General features: G+C 52.8%; 16 protein-coding genes. 8 read left to right on the forward strand and 8 right to left on the reverse strand.

Features of this window, described 5'->3' with window-relative positions:
* The first annotated feature begins 52 nt into the window (after positions 1-52).
* A complete protein-coding gene (locus ACTBZS_RS02885) occupies positions 53-472 on the forward strand; it encodes a hypothetical protein (protein ID WP_463043212.1) in 420 nt (139 codons plus the stop codon).
* Between the two features lie 246 nt (positions 473-718).
* On the opposite strand, the gene ACTBZS_RS02890 is transcribed toward ACTBZS_RS02885, so the two are convergent.
* On the reverse strand, positions 719-1,366 hold the full coding sequence (locus ACTBZS_RS02890) for a LysE family translocator (RefSeq protein WP_463043213.1): 648 nt from the start codon (positions 1,364-1,366) through the stop codon (positions 719-721).
* A 174-nt stretch (positions 1,367-1,540) separates the two neighbouring features.
* Between ACTBZS_RS02890 and aroC the strand changes: the two genes are divergently transcribed.
* The 4 genes from aroC to ACTBZS_RS02910 are packed head-to-tail and all read left to right on the forward strand — an operon-like array spanning position 1,541 to position 6,308.
* On the forward strand, positions 1,541-2,629 hold the full coding sequence (aroC, locus tag ACTBZS_RS02895; RefSeq protein WP_460430504.1) for a chorismate synthase: 1,089 nt from the start codon (positions 1,541-1,543) through the stop codon (positions 2,627-2,629).
* Positions 2,630-2,641: 12 nt separating this feature from the next.
* On the forward strand, positions 2,642-3,697 hold the full coding sequence (locus tag ACTBZS_RS02900; RefSeq protein ID WP_463043231.1) for a microcin C ABC transporter permease YejB: 1,056 nt from the start codon (positions 2,642-2,644) through the stop codon (positions 3,695-3,697).
* Entirely contained in the window at positions 3,694-4,734 is a 1,041-nt protein-coding gene (locus ACTBZS_RS02905) for an ABC transporter permease (RefSeq protein ID WP_463043214.1), read from the forward strand. The genes ACTBZS_RS02900 and ACTBZS_RS02905 overlap by 4 nt, the downstream gene beginning before the upstream one ends.
* The gene (locus tag ACTBZS_RS02910) at positions 4,731-6,308 is read left to right on the forward strand and encodes an ABC transporter ATP-binding protein (RefSeq protein WP_460430506.1); all 1,578 of its coding nucleotides are present in this window, start codon (positions 4,731-4,733) and stop codon (positions 6,306-6,308) included. Before ACTBZS_RS02905 ends, ACTBZS_RS02910 begins: the two co-directional genes overlap by 4 nt.
* Here the strand turns inward: ACTBZS_RS02910 and ACTBZS_RS02915 are convergent.
* On the reverse strand, positions 6,285-7,535 hold the full coding sequence (locus tag ACTBZS_RS02915; protein WP_460430507.1) for a YihY family inner membrane protein: 1,251 nt from the start codon (positions 7,533-7,535) through the stop codon (positions 6,285-6,287). The two genes, ACTBZS_RS02910 and ACTBZS_RS02915, sit on opposite strands and share 24 nt — an antisense overlap.
* Positions 7,536-7,564: 29 nt before the next feature.
* Here ACTBZS_RS02915 and wrbA point away from each other — a divergent pair, with 29 nt between their 5' ends.
* Both wrbA and ACTBZS_RS02925 read left to right on the forward strand, forming a co-directional pair.
* A complete protein-coding gene (gene wrbA / locus ACTBZS_RS02920) occupies positions 7,565-8,161 on the forward strand; it encodes an NAD(P)H:quinone oxidoreductase (protein ID WP_463043215.1) in 597 nt (198 codons plus the stop codon).
* A gap of 104 nt (positions 8,162-8,265) precedes the next feature.
* Positions 8,266-8,697 carry a DUF2147 domain-containing protein gene (locus ACTBZS_RS02925; RefSeq protein ID WP_460430509.1) on the forward strand — a complete coding sequence of 144 codons (432 nt, stop codon included), beginning with the start codon at positions 8,266-8,268 and terminating at the stop codon, positions 8,695-8,697.
* A 44-nt stretch (positions 8,698-8,741) separates the two neighbouring features.
* On the opposite strand, the gene ACTBZS_RS02930 is transcribed toward ACTBZS_RS02925, so the two are convergent.
* On the reverse strand, positions 8,742-9,050 hold the full coding sequence (locus ACTBZS_RS02930) for a PepSY domain-containing protein (protein WP_463043216.1): 309 nt from the start codon (positions 9,048-9,050) through the stop codon (positions 8,742-8,744).
* A gap of 77 nt (positions 9,051-9,127) precedes the next feature.
* Between ACTBZS_RS02930 and ACTBZS_RS02935 the strand changes: the two genes are divergently transcribed.
* Positions 9,128-9,463 carry a YkvA family protein gene (locus ACTBZS_RS02935; RefSeq protein WP_460430513.1) on the forward strand — a complete coding sequence of 112 codons (336 nt, stop codon included), beginning with the start codon at positions 9,128-9,130 and terminating at the stop codon, positions 9,461-9,463.
* A gap of 253 nt (positions 9,464-9,716) precedes the next feature.
* Here the strand turns inward: ACTBZS_RS02935 and ACTBZS_RS02940 are convergent, their stop codons facing one another.
* The 5 genes from ACTBZS_RS02940 to thiE form a co-directional block, all read right to left on the reverse strand.
* The gene (locus tag ACTBZS_RS02940; RefSeq protein ID WP_463043217.1) at positions 9,717-13,850 is read right to left on the reverse strand and encodes a P-loop NTPase; all 4,134 of its coding nucleotides are present in this window, start codon (positions 13,848-13,850) and stop codon (positions 9,717-9,719) included.
* 312 nt (positions 13,851-14,162) lie between these two features.
* On the reverse strand, positions 14,163-14,738 hold the full coding sequence (gene dcd, locus ACTBZS_RS02945; protein ID WP_460430514.1) for a dCTP deaminase: 576 nt from the start codon (positions 14,736-14,738) through the stop codon (positions 14,163-14,165).
* Positions 14,739-14,809: 71 nt separating this feature from the next.
* Complete coding sequence (locus ACTBZS_RS02950) at positions 14,810-16,336, reverse strand: fumarate hydratase (protein ID WP_460430515.1); 1,527 nt, start codon at positions 16,334-16,336, stop codon at positions 14,810-14,812.
* Between the two features lie 114 nt (positions 16,337-16,450).
* Entirely contained in the window at positions 16,451-17,257 is an 807-nt protein-coding gene (gene thiD, locus ACTBZS_RS02955; protein ID WP_463043218.1) for a bifunctional hydroxymethylpyrimidine kinase/phosphomethylpyrimidine kinase, read from the reverse strand.
* A 13-nt stretch (positions 17,258-17,270) separates the two neighbouring features.
* Entirely contained in the window at positions 17,271-17,915 is a 645-nt protein-coding gene (gene thiE / locus ACTBZS_RS02960; RefSeq protein ID WP_460430517.1) for a thiamine phosphate synthase, read from the reverse strand.
* Positions 17,916-17,929: the final 14 nt, after the last annotated feature.

Genomic DNA, 17,929 nt, shown 5'->3' on the forward strand with positions numbered 1-17,929 from the left:
TTGGGGTGTTTTACGGGATTTTTTGCCGCTTTTATGCAAAAAAATACCTTAAATGGCTTGGCATATTGATTGCAATAGGCAGACTGTTTTTTTGTCTGAGATCAGGTCTATGAAAATTGAAAATCAGTCTGCGGTGAATTCAGCCGCAGCGTCACGCCGAACAGCTTCGGCACAAAGTGCAGCGACTTTTCAACAGGCGATGGCACAGGCGACAACACAGCGCGATACGCAATCGACGTCCTCATCGCAAAAAACTACATCAACTACACCAACCGCGCCAACAAAAAGCGCGCGTGATGAGTTGTTTGAGTTTTTAAAAAAATCGCCAGAGCAACGTTTGCGAGAAAAAATTTTGCGGGAAATGGGCCTCACTGAAGATCAGTTAGCGGCGCTACCGCCAGAGGAGAGAGAGAAAGTAGAAAAGGAAATTACTGAGCGAATTCGGCAGCAGTTGTTTGCAAATCAGGCTTGATTTGACTGGGATGGTCGCCAAAGTGCAACCATCCCATTTTTTGTGATGCTCAACATGGCTAAATCCCGCTGGCAACGGCTTTTAGCGGAAAATCCAGTTTGCTGTTCTTAACTGCGATAAATAAACGTAACCTATGTACTAGTAAGATAAGCTCTATTTATGTGCTCAATGTGTTGAGTTTGCTTGATCAAGCATTGTCTTACGTGGATGTTCTACGTTTTTCCATCCTCGTTGCTGCGAATAAAGTCAACGACTGATCGCCGACTTTACAATGGTGATACCGATGGTCCCCAAGATGGCGCCTGTTAGCTTATCAATATAAAAAGCCATTTTAGTAAAACGTGTTCTGATTTTGGGGGTCGATAATAACAATACAATCGCGGCATCCCACAAAAACACCACGCTGGTCATCCATACACCCAAAGAAATTTTAAAGCCAAGACTGACTTCATTTGTCAACACCACAGTAAATAAGCTCAGATAAAAAAGCAGATTTTTTGGGTTGAGAATGCCTGACATAAAACCAGTAGCCAGTTCAAAGGCAAAGGATTTGTTTTGTTGTGGCTCGTTTGACGCTTCGACTACTGCAATATTTTGATAACTCGACTTTCTGGCTTTGAGTGCTTGTATCGCCAAATAAATCAAAAACAGCCCACCAATTATTTTTAGTGCGATCATAATTGGTACTGAGCTGGCTAAAATAGAGCCGACACCAACTAAACACAGCACAATATAAACTGCATTAGCGATAGCAATACCCAGTGCTACACCGATTGCATTTTTCGTTTTGTTACTAATCGCACTTTTCACAATCAATAAAAAATCTGGCCCCGGACTTAATAAGGCCAGAAAGTGAGCGAGGGCAACGGTGATAAAAATACTGGTTAAACTCATGTCCATCTCACAACTCCAAAATTTTTCGTCGATGAATCCTAACACAGGCTGTCTGTTTTGCATTTGCTTCAGCCACCACCTGCACCCAACTCGAATCCACACCGGACTTTGCCCCGTTGTCGCGGTGGCTTTGTTAGAATCGGTCTTCTATCTCTGATTTCCGGAAAGTGCCCCATGTCTGGTAATACCTTTGGTTTATTGTTCACAGTCACCAGTTTTGGCGAATCGCATGGCCCTGCGATTGGTTGCGTTGTTGATGGTTGTCCTCCCGGCATGGCCTTGTCCGAAGCGGATATTCAACACGAACTCGACCGCCGCAAACCCGGCACCAGTCGCCACGTCACACAACGCCGTGAACCCGATACCGTAGAAATTTTATCCGGCGTGTACGAAGGAAAAACCACCGGCACCCCGATTGCCCTGCTGATTCGTAACACCGACCAACGCAGCAAAGACTATGGCAATATCGCTGATACCTTCCGCCCCGGACATGCTGATTACACCTACTGGCACAAATACGGCATTCGCGACCCACGCGGTGGTGGGCGGTCTTCGGCGCGGGAAACGGCGGTGCGAGTGGCGGCGGGGGCGATTGCGAAGAAATGGTTAGCTGAGCAATACGGTATCGTGATTCGTGGTCATATCACGCAAATCGGCGACATTGAGATTCCTTTTGTCTCGTGGGACGAGGTGAATAATCCTTTCTTTGCCGCTGACCAAAGCAAAGTCCCTGAGCTGGAAGCGTATATGGATAGCATCCGTAAATCGCAAGATTCTATTGGTGCGCGTTTACGGGTGGTGGCGGAAGGGGTGCCGGTGGGATGGGGTGAGCCAGTATTTGATCGTTTAGATGCTGATATTGCCTACGCCATGATGAGCATTAACGCTGTCAAAGGGGTGGAAATTGGCGCGGGGTTTGCCTCGGTGACCCAACGCGGTAGCGAACATGGCGACGAATTGACCCCCGATGGTTTTTTAAGTAACCACGCCGGCGGTATTTTGGGTGGCCTTTCCACTGGGCAGGCGATTGAAGTGTCGATGGCGATTAAACCTACTTCGAGTATTGCCCAACCTCGGCGCTCGATTGATAAACAAGGCAATCCGATTTTGATGGAAACACACGGCCGCCACGATCCTTGTGTTGGTTTGCGTGCAACACCGATTGCCGAGGCAATGCTGGCTTTGGTGTTAATCGATCATGCCTTGCGCCATCGTGCCCAATGTGGCGATGTGCAGGTTTCCACCCCACGCATTGCAGGATAACACCGCATGTCCTTGGGTCGGTATATCGCCAAACGGCTGCTGTTGATGATCCCCACGTTGTTGGGGATTTTATTGCTCAGCTTTGCCATTATCCAATTTGTCCCGGGTGGGCCAGTCGAACAACTGGCGCAAGAACTCAAAGGCGCCGCAGCAGGTGAAGCCAACAGTGGCGGCAGCGGCCTATATTCGGCGCGGGGGGGCTTGGATGAAGAAAAACTGGCGGCGTTGAAAGCCTTATACGGCTTTGACCAACCCGCCCCACAGCGTTTTTTGGATATGGTGTGGCGGTATCTGCAATTCGACCTTGGCGACAGCTTTTATCATCATCAATCGGTTTGGGAATTGATCGTTTCAAAATTGCCGGTGTCGATGAGTTTGGGGTTATGGTCGTTTTTTCTGACTTATCTTATTTCCATTCCTCTCGGCATCCGCAAAGCGGTACGCGATGGCTCGGCGTTTGATGTGGTCAGCAGCACGGTGATTTTGATTGGCTATGCCATCCCCGGGTTTGTGTTGGGTTTGGCATTATTGGTGTTGTTTGGTGGCGGCAGTTTTTGGCAGATTTTTCCGTTGCGTGGCTTGGTGTCCGACCATTGGGAGGAATTGAGCTGGGGCGGTAAAATTGTGGATTACCTATGGCACATGGTGTTACCGATTACGGCTTCAGTGGTGGGCAATTTGGCGGTGATGACCTTGTTGACCAAACACACTTTTCAGGAACAAATCCGCCGGCAATATGTGTTGACTGCCCGTGCCAAAGGCCTGACTGAAGATGCCATTCTTTATCGCCATGTCTTTCGCAATGCCATGATTCCATTGGTAACCGGCTTTCCAGCGGCCTTTTTAGGGGCATTTTTTACCGGCAGCTTATTGATTGAAACCCTGTTTTCACTCGATGGTTTAGGGCTGTTGTCTTATACCTCAGTGATTCGGCGTGATTATCCGGTGGTGCTGGGGTCGCTGTACTTATTTACCTTGATTGGTCTGGTGGCGCGGTTGTTATCTGATCTCTGTTATGTCTGGGTCGATCCGCGTGTGCAATTTGAACAGGTGGGGCATGGCCGATGAATGAATTGCCGCTTTCTGTTTCCCCTTCTCGCCGTGCTTGGCTGCGTTTTCGGCAACATAAACGTGGCTATTACAGCCTGTGGTTATTCATGCTGTTGTTTGTGGTCAGTCTAGGGGCTGAATGGCTGTCGAATGACCGGCCATTAGTGGTGTATTACCAACAACAATGGTATTTCCCACTGTGGCAAGACTATCCAGAAACCACCTTTGGCAGTGAATTTGCCACGCCCACCGACTATCACGATCCTTTTGTGCAACAACAGCTGCAGCAAGCTGATAATTGGGCGCTGTGGCCGCCGAATCGCTACCGTTTTGATTCGCTTGATTATTATGCTGAATACGCTAACCCTGCCGCGCCCGATGCCCGTCATTGGCTAGGGACGGATGATCGGGGGCGCGATATTGCAGCGCGCTTGTTATACGGTTTTCGGCTCAGTGTGGTGTTTGCCTTGGCATTAACTGTGGTTGGAACACTGTTAGGCATTGTGGCAGGCGCAATACAGGGTTATTTTGCTGGGCGTTTGGATTTATGGTTACAACGTCTGATTGAGATTTGGGGCTCGTTGCCAGAACTGTATTTACTGATTTTATTTGCTTCGCTGTTTACCCCTAGCCTGTGGTTGTTGTTTGTGTTGTTGTCCTTGTTTGGTTGGATGGGCTTGGCTGACTATGTGCGGGCAGAGTTTTTGAAAAACCGCCAGATGGAATATGTCCTTGCTGCCCGCGCCTTGGGTTTATCTCATCATCAAATTATCTGGCGCCATGTCTTACCCAATTCCTTAACGCCAGTGATTACCTTTTTGCCATTTCGGATTTCTGGTGCCATTTTGGCTTTAACATCATTGGATTTTTTGGGTTTGGGTGTGCCGCCTTCAACGCCGAGTTTGGGTGAATTACTGGCACAAGGCAAAGAAAACCTAGATGCGTGGTGGATTGCCTTACCCACTTTTGCGGTGTTGACGGTGACCTTGCTACTGCTGATTTTTATTGGCGAAGGACTGCGCGATGCGCTGGATACCCGAAAGGCGGCAGGATGAGTTTTGCTGAATTGCCGCTGCTGCGGATTGACAACCTATCGGTATTTTTTGGCCAACAGCAGGTGGTTAAAGCGGTCAATCTTTGTGTGTATGCGGGTGAAAAACTGGCCTTGGTTGGTGAGTCGGGATCTGGCAAAACCCAAACCGCACAAGCGATTCTCAAGCTACAACCGGATGCCCGTTACGAAGGCGAGATTTTTTTAAAAGATGAACCTTTGTTGCGCTACAACGAAGCGCAATTGCGGACAATTCGTGGCCGACGAGTGGCGATGGTGTTTCAAGAGCCGATGACGGCGCTCAATCCATTACATACCGTCGGCGAGCAAGTGTATGAAGTCTTGCGGATTCATCTCGGCTTATCCCCTCGCCAAGGATGGGCACAGGCGATTGAGCTATTAGAACGGGTGAAATTACCCGATCCCACCACCTTGGCACAACGCTACCCTCATCAGCTATCTGGTGGTCAACGGCAGCGGGTGATGATTGCCATGGCCTTGGCGGGTGAGCCGGAGTTGTTGATTGCGGATGAACCAACGACCGCGCTGGATGTCAGTATGCGCGGTGAAATCATGGCCTTGTTAAGTGAGTTGCAAGCCGAACGTGGGATGGCGGTATTGTTGATTACCCACGATCTATCACTGGTACAGCGTTTTGCAGATCGAGTTGCAGTGATGCAGCAGGGCGAGTTAATCGAAAGTGCCGCTTGTGAACATCTATTTCACTTTCCACATCATCCTTACACCAAAAATTTGTTGAATTGCACGCCGCAGCCGCTGGACGATGTGCCGCAGGCGAATGCCCCGATTTTATTGACGGCGAAACAGCTCACTGTCACCGTATCACGGCGGCAGCGTTGGTGGCGGCGGGAGACAGTGCCGATTTTGCAGGGTGTGGATTTTCAGTTACCACAAGGGGAAACCCTCGCCCTAATTGGTGAGTCGGGATCTGGCAAAACGACGTTGGGGTTGGCGGTATTGCAGCTGTTAGCCGCACAAGGCGAGGTGGTGATGCAGGGGCAAACGGTATCTGCGCTGTCAAAGCAGGCGCTACGGCAATGGCGGCGACATGCTCAAATTGTGTTTCAAGACCCCTACTCCAGCTTATCTCCACGCATGACGATGAGCGAGATTCTGCAAGAGGGTTTGCAACTGCACGAACCACAGTTGGATGAATCCCAACGCTTGGCGCGGATTGTGGCGATTTTGCAAGAAGTTGGCCTGACAGCAGACATGCTATCGCGTTATCCGCATGAGTTTTCCGGTGGTCAGCGACAGCGGTTGGCGATTGCGCGTGCCTTGGTGTTACAACCGCAACTGTTGTTGTTAGACGAACCGACTTCAGCCTTGGATATGTCGATTCAGGCACAAGTGTTGGCCTTGCTGCGACAGCTACAACAAAAATACCAGCTGGCCTACTTATTTATCAGCCACGATTTGCCGGTGGTGCGGGCAGTGGCACATCATGTGTTGGTGTTAAAACAGGGCCACATTGTCGAATATGGCCCTGCCCAACAGGTATTTCACACGCCGCAACATCCCTATACCCAAAGTTTATTGCGGGCGGCTGGTTTGTGAGCTCTCGCTGATAAAGTGCTGTAGGGACACAGCCAACGCTGCCCGCGCTTGGTTGAGACGGACACGCAGAGCTTGATCGTGGGCACAGGATTCTTTATGCAAAGTTGGCATCATAAACACATCATATAAAGCATCGAGCTGGATATGATCGGGTTGCCGCAACAAAACCCAGCCCTCGTTTTGTGTGCGTGTGATCAATTTAGCATGTTCTAAACAGTCGAGAATATGACCGATTTCGTCATAACCGGTGTGGAGGTGGGCGCGGAAATCCGCTTGCTTCAATTCATGGCCATGTTGTTGTGCATGGGCTAAACAGACCAGCGCATTGAGCGCATCTTGAAAGCGTTGTTGGTGTCCACCCGGACGTTGCCATGCGCGATGTTGCCAATAACCCAAACCAGCGGTCAATTCTGCGCCAAACAATACCAAGAGCCACATCAGCTGTAGCCACAATAACAAAATTGGGAAGCTGGCAAATGCGCCGTAAATCAGTTGGTAAGAACGTGCCATCTCGACATACAGGGCAAAACCAAGTTTGGCGAAGGTGAGTAAGATGGCGGTGGTGATTGCCCCAATCAGCGCATGTGGCCACGGCACAAAGCGATTGGGAATGAGGCCATACACAATCAGCAACACCACTGCAGATAACGAGGCCGACCCCGCTAAACTCAACCATTCATCAATCCAACGCCATTTGCCGGTAAACGGTGAACTGAGGCCATTGGTCAGCGATAAACCCAACCCCAACAGCAAGGGCCCAAGGGTTAACACAGTCCAATACAACAACATTTGTCGTGCCAATGGCCGCGATTTTTTCACACGCCAGATCGCATTAAAGGTGCGTTCAATGGTCAACATTAAACTAATGGCGGTGAGTGCCAGCATGGCCAAACCGGCAGCGGTTAATTTGCCGGCATTGTCGCTAAATTGCCGCATATAGACGGTAATAATGCGGGTGGCCGAGTCGGGTACCAGATTTTCCAATAAAAATTGCTTAAAGCTATCGCTATAGGCCGAGAACACCGGAAAAGCGGAGGCGACAATCAGCGTCAGCGTAATCAGTGGCACAAATGACAACAGCGTGGTAAAGGTCAGGCTAGCGGCCACTTCGATGCAGCGGTCGGCCAATAACCGCCGGCCAATAAAGCGTAAAAACCCGACGATCTCCAGCCATCGCAACCACAAGGCGAGGGGATAAGGTAGAAAAGAGTGGTTTGTCGTTATCATTAAGTTTTCTTGGTAAGAAGGAATGTTTGATGGCTGATATTTTAGTGTTGTATTACAGCCGCCACGGGGCGGTGCGTGAGCTGGCGCGGGCGATTGCTCGCGGTATCGACAGCGTGCCGGGGGCACAAGCGCGTTTGCGTACCGTCCCTGCGGTGTCCACCGTGTGTGAAGCCACCGCGCCAGCAGTGCCAGATGAGGGCGCGCCCTATGTCGAAGCCAGTGATTTGCAAGAGTGTATCGGTTTAGCCTTAGGTAGCCCAACTCGCTTTGGCAATATGGCGGCACCGATGAAATATTTTTTAGATTCCACCAGTGGCGATTGGATGCAAGGCAGTTTGATTGGTAAACCGGCCTGCGTCTTTACCAGTAGCAGCAGCCAACACGGTGGCCAAGAATCGACCCTATTAAGCATGATGTTGCCGTTGTTACATCACGGCATGGTGTTATGTGGTGTGCCGTATTCTGAACCCGATTTATCCACCACCCAAACCGGCGGTACGCCTTATGGGGTAAGCCATGTCGCGGGGCAAGAAAACAAACCCACCCTAAGCGAAGAAGAACGCCGCTTGGCGATGGCACAGGGCAAACGCTTGGCGTTGTTGGCGTTACAGCTTGTAAAGCCCTAGGGTAACGTGCAGGTGGCTTGACAGCCGATAGTGAAATTCTGCATCCTGTGTTGAATTCAAACCATCGTTTGAATGGAAAATAACAAACGAGTGAGGAACACATCATGCGTCACGCAATGAAAGCTATGGTTTTTGCTACAACGCTGTTATCGGCAGCCGTCTGGGCAGAGGCTTCGCCAGTTGGTACATGGAAAACCATTGATGATAAAACCGGTCAGGCAAAATCATTGGTGCAAATTGCCGAACAAGGCGGAGAATTTAGCGGCAAAGTGGTGAAGTTATTTCAAAACCCCGAAGCCACCTGCGACAAATGTGAGGGCGACCGCGCCAACAAACCCATTCAGGGCATGACTATCCTGTGGGGCGTGAAAAAATCGGGTGATAGCTACGAAGGGGGAAAAATTTTCGACCCGAAAGAAGGCAAAACTTATAGCGTGAAGTTTAAGCCGATTGAAGGCGGGAAAAAATTAGAAGTACGTGGTTTTCTCGGCGTGGCGTTGTTAGGCCGTACTCAAGTATGGGAACGGGCCGAATAAGCCGCATTCCCCTGCCGCCTTCTGAACGCCAGAAGGCGGGTTTATTACAGAATCTCTTTTTTAACGCTCAATACGTCGCCATTTTTGGCATCGACCTTAATATCCCACTGGTTGCCTTGGGCATCTAAAATCTCAAACTCATATTGCAGTCCATCGCGCAAAGGCCGTTTTTCCAAATCTGCCTCAGTAATCGCGCCCGGTTTGGCTTTCAGTGCTGCTTGCTTGGCTTTGTCTGGACTGACAATGCCGAGGGCCCGATAGTCAAGCGTGGTTAAATCGACATCGGCATGAGCGAACTGGCTGGCAAAGCCAAGACTGGATATTGCTGCTAATAACACCATATGCTTTCGCATGATTCCCTCCAAAAATAAAAACATCATCTAATGTCTCTAGGATACCGATTAACCCTTAATTGAAAATGAAGGATGTCATGAAATCGCACACATTTTCTGACGAAAAATTATGGGAGAAAGTGAAGCGTTTTGCAGCGGCGGCGGGTAAGGAAGCGATTGAAAAAGTGCTGTGGCTGTATTTTGCTTTGCAAAAACCTGATACTCCAAAATGGGCCAAGACGGTCATTGTTGGCGCATTGAGCTATTTTATTTTGCCGTTCGACAGTGTGCCCGATCTGTTGCCGGCGGTGGGGTATACCGATGATATTGGGGTGTTGGTGGCGGCATTGGCGACAGTGAGTGCTTACATTACCGATGACATCAAACAACACACCACCCAAAAATTGCGTACGTGGTTTCCCAGTTGGTACTAGCGCGTGTTTGTAATGGTCTGATACCAGTAGACCCTTCGATAGCGCATGATAGATCTTAACGAGGGAGAAAAGTGAATTCAAAACGTAGTCAATATGATGCGAGCTTCGAGCTCGAAGTAGCGAGGATGGTGGTTGACCAAGACCTGAGCGCCCATAGATTCAACTGGCTATCAATGACTGCTTCGTGTTGCAAAGGGGACATCATTCCAAATCCACATAAAGCGCAATTCGCTACTGCCATTGGCGGCGCCCACTACGCCGCAGTAGCTGGCAGTGCAAATGAAATTTTTCCATCCTCCCGAATTTGAATCACCTGAACTGCAAGCTGTTGACCAAGCGAATACTGTTTCGGAATATCAGTATCGGGCGGCAGCTGGCTGACATGAAGCAACCCACTATAAGCGCCGACTCGCAGAAATACGCCGTAATCTTTAAGGCCTGTTACGCAAGCATCGTAGACTCCCCCAGCAGCAGGTGCATGGCGCAACGCTGGCCCATTTTCTGCGCCGACGATGACGCGATCCTTTTCTGGTACCAGTTCCTGTACAAAAAAGGTACGCTCAAGCCCCTTTTTTCGCCGGATGCCATCGCGATCATTCGGCCAGATTGCTACTAGGCCGATGTCCAGTTCGACAATACAATTTTTGTCGCGGACGGCTTTTACTCTGCCATTAACCGGCAATCCTTCATCCCGACTACGCCGCGCCTCAGCCCATGCCGGCAATTCCCTGCGCGCATGCAAGGTTTGTAACCAGCCGCCAACTTCGGCAGGAAGTACGATATCGGCCGGTAAAGCGTTTACCAGCTTGGCTGTTTTGGACCAATGCGCATTGTTTGCGCAGGCTTTGATACGCGCCACCAGATCCCGCGCAAACTCAGTCGAAGCGGCATGCAGAGGCGCAGCAATAATGAATTTGGCTGCCAGCAAGGGCCATTCTGGCTTGGCGCCGGTGCGCTTCAGCCATGCGGCGGCCTGTTCGATGAAATTAAGCGCCTGAAATTGCTGATCCAGTAGTGCTTCGCAAACAAATCCCCACTCTTCGCTACTCTCGCGCCCGGCCAACCAGCCCGCCCCGAGCTGCAAAAGATCGCCGAGCGTTAAGTCTTCCGGCAGGGCTTCGCGCTGCGCCAGCAAATCTTGCCAGATATGCGCCCAGTCGGCCCGGTCTTCACGCCCGGCCAACCAGCCCGCCCCGAGCTGCAAAAGATCGCCGAGCGTCAGCCCTTCCGGCAGGGCTTCGTGCTGCGCCAGCAAGGCTCGCCAGACATAGTTCCACTCGGCCCGGTCTTCGCGACCGGCCAGCCAGCCCGCCCCGAGCTGCAAAAGATCGCCCAGCGCCAGCCCTTCCGGCAGTCCTTCGTGCTGCGCCAGCAAGTCTTGCCAGATATGCGCCCACTCGGCCCGGTTTTCGCGTCCGGCCAGCCATTGCGCGCCAAGGCGCAAGAGATCGCCGAGCGTCAGCCCTTCCGGCAGGGCATCGCGCTGCGCCAGCAAGGCTTGCCAGATATGCGCCCACTCGGCCCGGTCTTCGCGTCCGTCCAGCCATTGCGCGCCAAGGCGCAAGAGATCGCCCAGCGCCAGCCCTGCCGGCAGGCCTTCGTACTGCGCCAGCAAGGCTCGCCAGACGTGGCTCCACTCGGGCCGGTCTTCGCGTCCGTCCAGCCATTGCGCGCCAAGGCGCAAGAGATCGCCCAGCGCCAGCCCTTCCGGCAGGCCTTCGTGCTGCGCCAGCAAGGCTTGCCAGACGTGACTCCACTCGGCCCGGTTTTCGCGTCCGGCCAGCCATTGCGCGCCAAGGCGCAAGAGATCACCTAGCGCCAGCCCTTCCGGCAGTCCTGCGTGCTGCACCAGCAAGGCTCGCCAGACATGCGCCCACTCGGCCCGGTCTTCGCGTCCGTCCAGCCATTGCGCGCCAAGGCGCAAGAGATCGCCCAGCGCCAGCCCTTCCGGCAGTCCTTCGTGCTGCGCCAGCAAGGCTTGCCAGACATGGCTCCACTCGGCCCGGTCTTCGCGTCCGTCCAGCCAGGCTTGGGCCAAAGTCGCCAACTCGCCTGCCTGAGGGCAAGGAGGCGTCGCCAAGGCGTAAAGATCTTCAAAGACATAAGCCCAGTCGGGGCCATCGCTTTCCGCATGCAAACGGCGCAAGCCGAGAATCAGGACCGGGTCGTTTTTCCAGTCGGGAGCTTTGTCACCAGGCAGCAGTTTTTTCCAGACGATGTGCCAATCGGGGCGGCGCAAATGTCTCTGCAGCCAATCCAGCCCTGTGTCTCGCCACTCAGCGTGGCGGCGGGAATCATCTTGCAGGCAGCGTTCCCAAACAAAAGACCAAGTGGGGTGGGATATCTTTTTTGGATCAGCAAGATGCTCAGCAGCCCAGGCAAACAGCTCGCCATGCTTTGGGTAGCACTCGGCCAGGCGTCGCCAGCAACCTGGCCAGACCTTATTAGCTGAATCCAAGTAAGCCAGTGCATTGCCCAGCAGGTCATTTCCCAGCACGTTGACAATGCAGGGCATGGTCGTAGACCAGCAAGCCCAACTGGTGGCGGCATCCGCCAATCCATCGGCATCAAGCGCCAGTTGCGTATGCTCTCTGGCCCATATTTTTGCGCACTCCCGCGCAAGACGAGGACGATCCACGATACGCAGTCGTTCGCTCGCCAGCCCTTCGTCGAATGCAGAAAACACCCTCAACAACTGTGACACCAAGCCCGTATCGTGCTCGGCTAGCGCGCGCCGGAACACTGCCACCAGATCATTGGTGAACGCTTCGGGATTGGCAGGTTTGCGCAAGGCGCGGTAGAGGGCATCCGCCAGATGGGGATGAGTGAGGCGAACGATTTGCCCTTCCGCGCCGGCCTCCAGCAGGCTGAAATCCCCTTCGCCGTTAAGCGTGGCCAGCTTTTCGCGGTCTTTATCTGTCAGCCAGTCATAGGGGGCACGCAGATAGAGCCGGTTCAGCGCCAAAGGCAGACGTAGCGCTTCATCCAGGCCATCGATGAGGCGAACCCGGTTGCCAAAACGCTGTGCAAAAGCTTCCAGATTGCCGTGTGCCAGTTCGACCGCCAGCGAAACGAACAGGCCATTGTCTTCTTGCGATGCCTGGGAGAAAGCCGGGCCGCGTTGTGAACCTTTCCCCGTTCGCTGGTGATACCAAGCTTCGATTTCCTCGGCTTCATCGGCGGCAATGGTTTCGATGGTTTCCCGATGCAGATCAAAACCACGATAAGTGGCGTCTTCCCGGAAAGATTCGGCGAACTCGGCGGGTCCGCAAGTCAAAATCATCGGCCACACCTGATGGCCGCGCTCGTCGATGAATTCCCCCAACCGACCAAGGTCAATCTGGTTACGGGCATCGCGGTCGTAAAGATCATCAATGGCGATGAAATCTGGCCACCATTCGGTCGGCGCATCGGCGATCGCCCTGAGCGCAGGCTCCAGCAAACCAGCTTGCCCCTTCAGCCAGAGCACGCGCCAGCCATCACTCACCAGCCGCTCAACCGCTTGAAGCAAGAGTACGCTCTTGCCGACGCCGGAACGACCGCTTAACCAGAAAACTCGCGCCTCGCTTCGGAGGTCGCGCTGGCTGAGATCCTTGCGTTCAATCAGCTTGGGATACAGGGCACCCAGCCGATGGGGGCGGGGCATGTATTGCTGGTCACGCAGCCGCGCCAGCGTGACCTCACGCCCGATTTCCAGCGAGGCGCTGGGATGGGCTGCAAGCTGAAAGTCCGCAGGCGTCAGAAGCTGGCCGGGTAGATCAGGCGTCTGCCGAGCTTGGGCGAAGCGCTCGCAGATATCGTCACGAATGCGTTGTGCGTCTGCCGCTGTCGGCGCACGACTCAAGGCGCGCTCCAGCGCAAAGCGCAGGAAACCGTAGGGGTCTTTCAGCTGCTTCCAGGCAGCGACAATCGCGCGCCACCACGGGTCAGGCTCAATGCGAGGCGACAGAAGCCGCCCTTGCTGGATAAGCGCTTGAATCGTCAGAGAAGTCGGGTGCGCATCCGGTATATCGCTCCACTGCAACACAGCATCGCCTTTTGAGGCGACTAGCTTGAACTTCACTTCTGCACGCGAGCTTGGATAGTGATTTGCAAGGAACCTGTCGATTGCCACGACTTCGGCAGCGGCGTCTTTGAGCGTTTCACGCGTCAAAGTACGCTTGACCTGGATGCACACCAAAGAACCATCCTCGGTCTTGGCCAGATCTGAAAGCGCCTCCAGAAATACTCCGCCGGCCTCACCAAGGTCACATCCCTGTCCGGCAAGGGATTCGACCAACTCCGCTAAATAGAGACGCAATTGGTAGTCGAAGCCAGCGAGGGCATATATCCCCCCCAACGCTCGCCGATTTTCTTGCCCCTCATACTTCGAGAGGATTGATGTCATGTTATCCATGCAGAGAATGGTCGCAGAAATGCCAAAGAAATGCCACTGCCTGATAGCACTCCTAAGAGGATCATTGTAATGGTCAAATTTTTTGAGACACCAAGATCGGTGTTTTTGTTGTCCTGTTCCGCTCGTAAACTATTGGCTGTAGATTACCTCGAGCGGGGTGCGAGGTGATAGAGGGGGGAAGGGGATGTGGTGCGAGGCCATTGACCCGGCCTCGCCTGGGTATCCTGCTTTGGATGGCCGACATCATGCCGTTGTCTGTTTACAGCGAGATGAAGCCGAGTTAACAGCCGGTTGAAACTTGAGTTACGGCCGTGGGAGGGTGACGCCGCGTTGTCCCTGATATTTACCGCCACGGTCGCGATAAGACACCTCGCAGATATCATCTTCATCCGCTTCGAGAAATAACACCTGAGCCACGCCTTCATGCGCATAGATTTTGGCTGGCAGTGGTGTGGTATTCGAAAACTCTAGCGTGACATAGCCTTCCCACTCGGGTTCAAAGGGGGTGACATTGACGATGATGCCGCAACGGGCATAGGTCGATTTCCCCAAGCATACGGTCAACACATTACGCGGAATACGGAAATATTCCACCGTGCGTGCCAAGGCAAATGAGTTAGGCGGAATCAGACAAAAGCCTTTGCCAGACACTTCAACGAAAGACTGGGGATCGAAGTTTTTCGGGTCAACAATGGTGCTATTGATATTGGTAAACACCTTAAATTCATCAGCACAGCGAATATCATAGCCATAACTTGATGTACCAAAAGAAATGACTTTTTCGCCGTTGATTTCTTTCACTTGCTGGGGTTCAAAGGGTTCGATCATGCCGTGTTGTTCGGCCATTTTGCGAATCCAACGGTCGGATTTAATGCTCATTGCGGTTGTTCCATAAAAAATGCCCTCGGTGCGTTTTGTCACACCGAGGGACAAGGGGTCAGGGTAAGAAATTACGCGGTTTGAACCGGAATTTTACCGATTTTGACACGCCATTCTGCTGGGCCGGTATTGTGAACTGACGTACCACAGGAATCGACAGCAACAGTTACGGGCATGTCTTCCACTTCAAATTCATAAATCGCTTCCATGCCCAAATCACCAAAGGCCACCACTTTCGACGCTTTGATGGCTTTCGAGACCAAATAGGCTGAACCACCCACGGCCATGAGATAAACCGCTTTGTTGTCTTTGATGGCTTCGATTGCAGCAGGGCCGCGTTCGGCTTTACCCACCATACCCAACAAACCGGTTTGTTCTAACATTTGGCGGGTGAATTTATCCATACGGGTGGCGGTGGTGGGGCCGGCTGGGCCAACCACTTCGTCACGCACAGGATCGACTGGGCCAACGTAGTAGATAAAGCGATTGGTAAAATCGACCGGCAAGGTCTCGCCTTTATTGAGCATATCGACCATGCGCTTGTGCGCTGCATCGCGACCTGTCAACAATTTGCCGTTCAACAACAACACATCACCGGGTTTCCAGCTGGCAACTTCTTCTGGTGTGATGGTGTCGAGATTGACACGCTTGCCGCTGCTGCTGTCGTAGGTGATTTCTGGCCAATCTTCCAGTTTCGGGGTTTCCAACACCGCAGGGCCAGAACCATCAAGATGGAAATGGATGTGGCGGGTGGCGGCACAGTTTGGAATCATGGCAACGGGTAACGATGCGGCATGTGTTGGGTAGTCTAGGATTTTCACATCCAACACGGTGGTTAAACCGCCAAGACCTTGTGCACCAATCCCAAGCGCGTTGACCTTTTCGTACAACTCAAGACGCAATTCTTCGATACGGCTTAAGCTAGCACCGCTGGCGGCTTTGTCTTTCAGTTCATGGATATTGACGTGATCCATCAGCGATTCTTTGGCAAGCAACATCGCTTTTTCTGGGGTGCCGCCAATCCCAATCCCCAAAATGCCGGGTGGACACCAGCCAGCGCCCATTGTTGGGACGGTTTTTAATACCCAATCGACAATGCTGTCGGACGGGTTCAGCGCATAGAATTTCGATTTGTTTTCCGAACCACCGCCTTTTGCCGCACAGATGACTTCGACACCATCGCCATCAACAATTTCGTAATGCACGACGGCTGGGGTGTTGTCTTTGCTGTTTTGGCGTTTGCCAGCAGGGTCGAGTAAGACCGAGGCGCGCAAGGTGTTATCTGGATGCAGATAGGCGCGGCGCACGCCTTCGTTGATCATCTCTTGTACGCTTAAAGTCGCATCCCATTGCACCTTCATGCCCACTTTCAAGAACACCACGGCAATACCGGTGTCTTGACAGATTGGGCGGCGACCTTCGGCACACATGCGGCTGTTGATCAGAATTTGCGCCATGGCGTCTTTAGCCGCAGGGCTTTCTTCACGCAAATAGGCCTGATACAGCGCATCAATATAATCTTTGGGGTGATAACAACTGATGTATTGGAAGGCATCCGCAATGCTTTGGATGAAGTCTTCTTGACGAATCACGGTCATGGCGCAGCGTTCTCCATTGTTATTAAGCCAGTGAGGGCGGGGTGTGGCAGTCCCTTCTCGCCTCGAGAAGGCAACGACAACCGAAGAATTTTAACAGAATCGCCCTCATAAGCCCTAACCGAGCGGCCACCAACGGTGGAAATGGTGTACCGGCCCAATGCCATGACCAATCGCGAGGCAATCAGCTTGTGCCAAGGCACCGTTCAGATAAGACTTTGCCGCTGCAACGGTATTTACCCAATTATCCTGTTGTGGCCGCAAGGCGGCTAAGGCAGCAGACAAGGTGCAGCCGGTGCCGTGAGTGTGGTGGGTGGGCAAGCGCATCCCTGTAAAACAGTGCACGCCTTCGGGCTGAATTAAATAGTCTGGACTTTCTTGCCCACTTAAATGCCCGCCTTTCATTAACACCGCCTTCGCGCCTAAATCTAACAGCGCTTTTCCCTGTGCCATCATGTCATCAACGGTGGTTGCTGGCGCGGTATCGAGCAATGCGGCTGCTTCGGGTAGGTTGGGGGTCAGTAAATCGGCGAGGGGCAACAAGGTATCGCGCAAGGCAGAGACTGCTTCTGGTGCAAGTAAGTCGTGGCCGCTTTTCGAAATCATCACTGTGTCGAGTACCACATACGGCGGTTGCCAACGCTGTAGCGCAGCGGCACACGCATGAATGATCTCGGCGTTAGCCAGCATCCCGAGTTTGACCGCGTGGATGTTTAAGTCGCTGAAGACTGCATTGCATTGTGCGGTAATAAAGCTGGCCGGTGGGGTGTGAATGGCGCTGACGCCTTGGGTGTTTTGTGCGGTGAGCGCGGTAATCACGCTCGCCCCATAGACGCCTAAGGCTGAGAAGGTTTTTAAATCCGCCTGAATCCCCGCGCCGCCACTCGAATCGGAACCGGCAATGGTTAATACCTGATAGACCATAGTATGCCTCTTATTAGAACAAACGGATTTCAGGGAAAAAGGCGCGATTGAGTTGATGGCAGGCGTGAACGGGATCGGCTGCGCGGCATAGCGCCGATACCACCGCCAGCCCTGCTACGCCACTGTCTCGCAGTTGTTCGGCGTTTTCAACCGTAATTCCACCAATCGCCACCACTGGCCGTCGTGTCAGACCGAGGCACTGTTTTAAACCTTCCACGCCTAGCGGTGGGGCGGCGTCGCTTTTGGTGCTGGTGGCAAACACCGGCCCAACGCCGAGGTAGTCGGCAAGGAGCACATCATCGGCTTGGAAATGGGCGGGTTGGTTGGCGGATAGGCCTAAAATCGCTTTTTCACCCATCCACCGGCGCGCAACGGCCAGCGGTAGGTCGTGTTGTCCAACATGCAAACCATCGGCTTCGCAACCGAGGGCAATGTCAAGATGGTCGTTGATAATAAAGGGGATGTTGGCTTCTCGTGTGAGGGTTCGCATTTCTTGTGCGAGGGCCAAGAGTTCGCGTTTTTTCCAAGTTGGGGCGCGAAGTTGAACGACGCTGATGCCGTGTGGCAGGAGTTTGTGCAGTAAATTCACCGTCGCCCGCGCACCACCACATTGGTCGGGATCGACAACCCAATACAAGCTGAGGTCAACTGCATTCACAATCGTTACCTTTG

The organism is Aquaspirillum sp., from assembly GCF_055136605.1.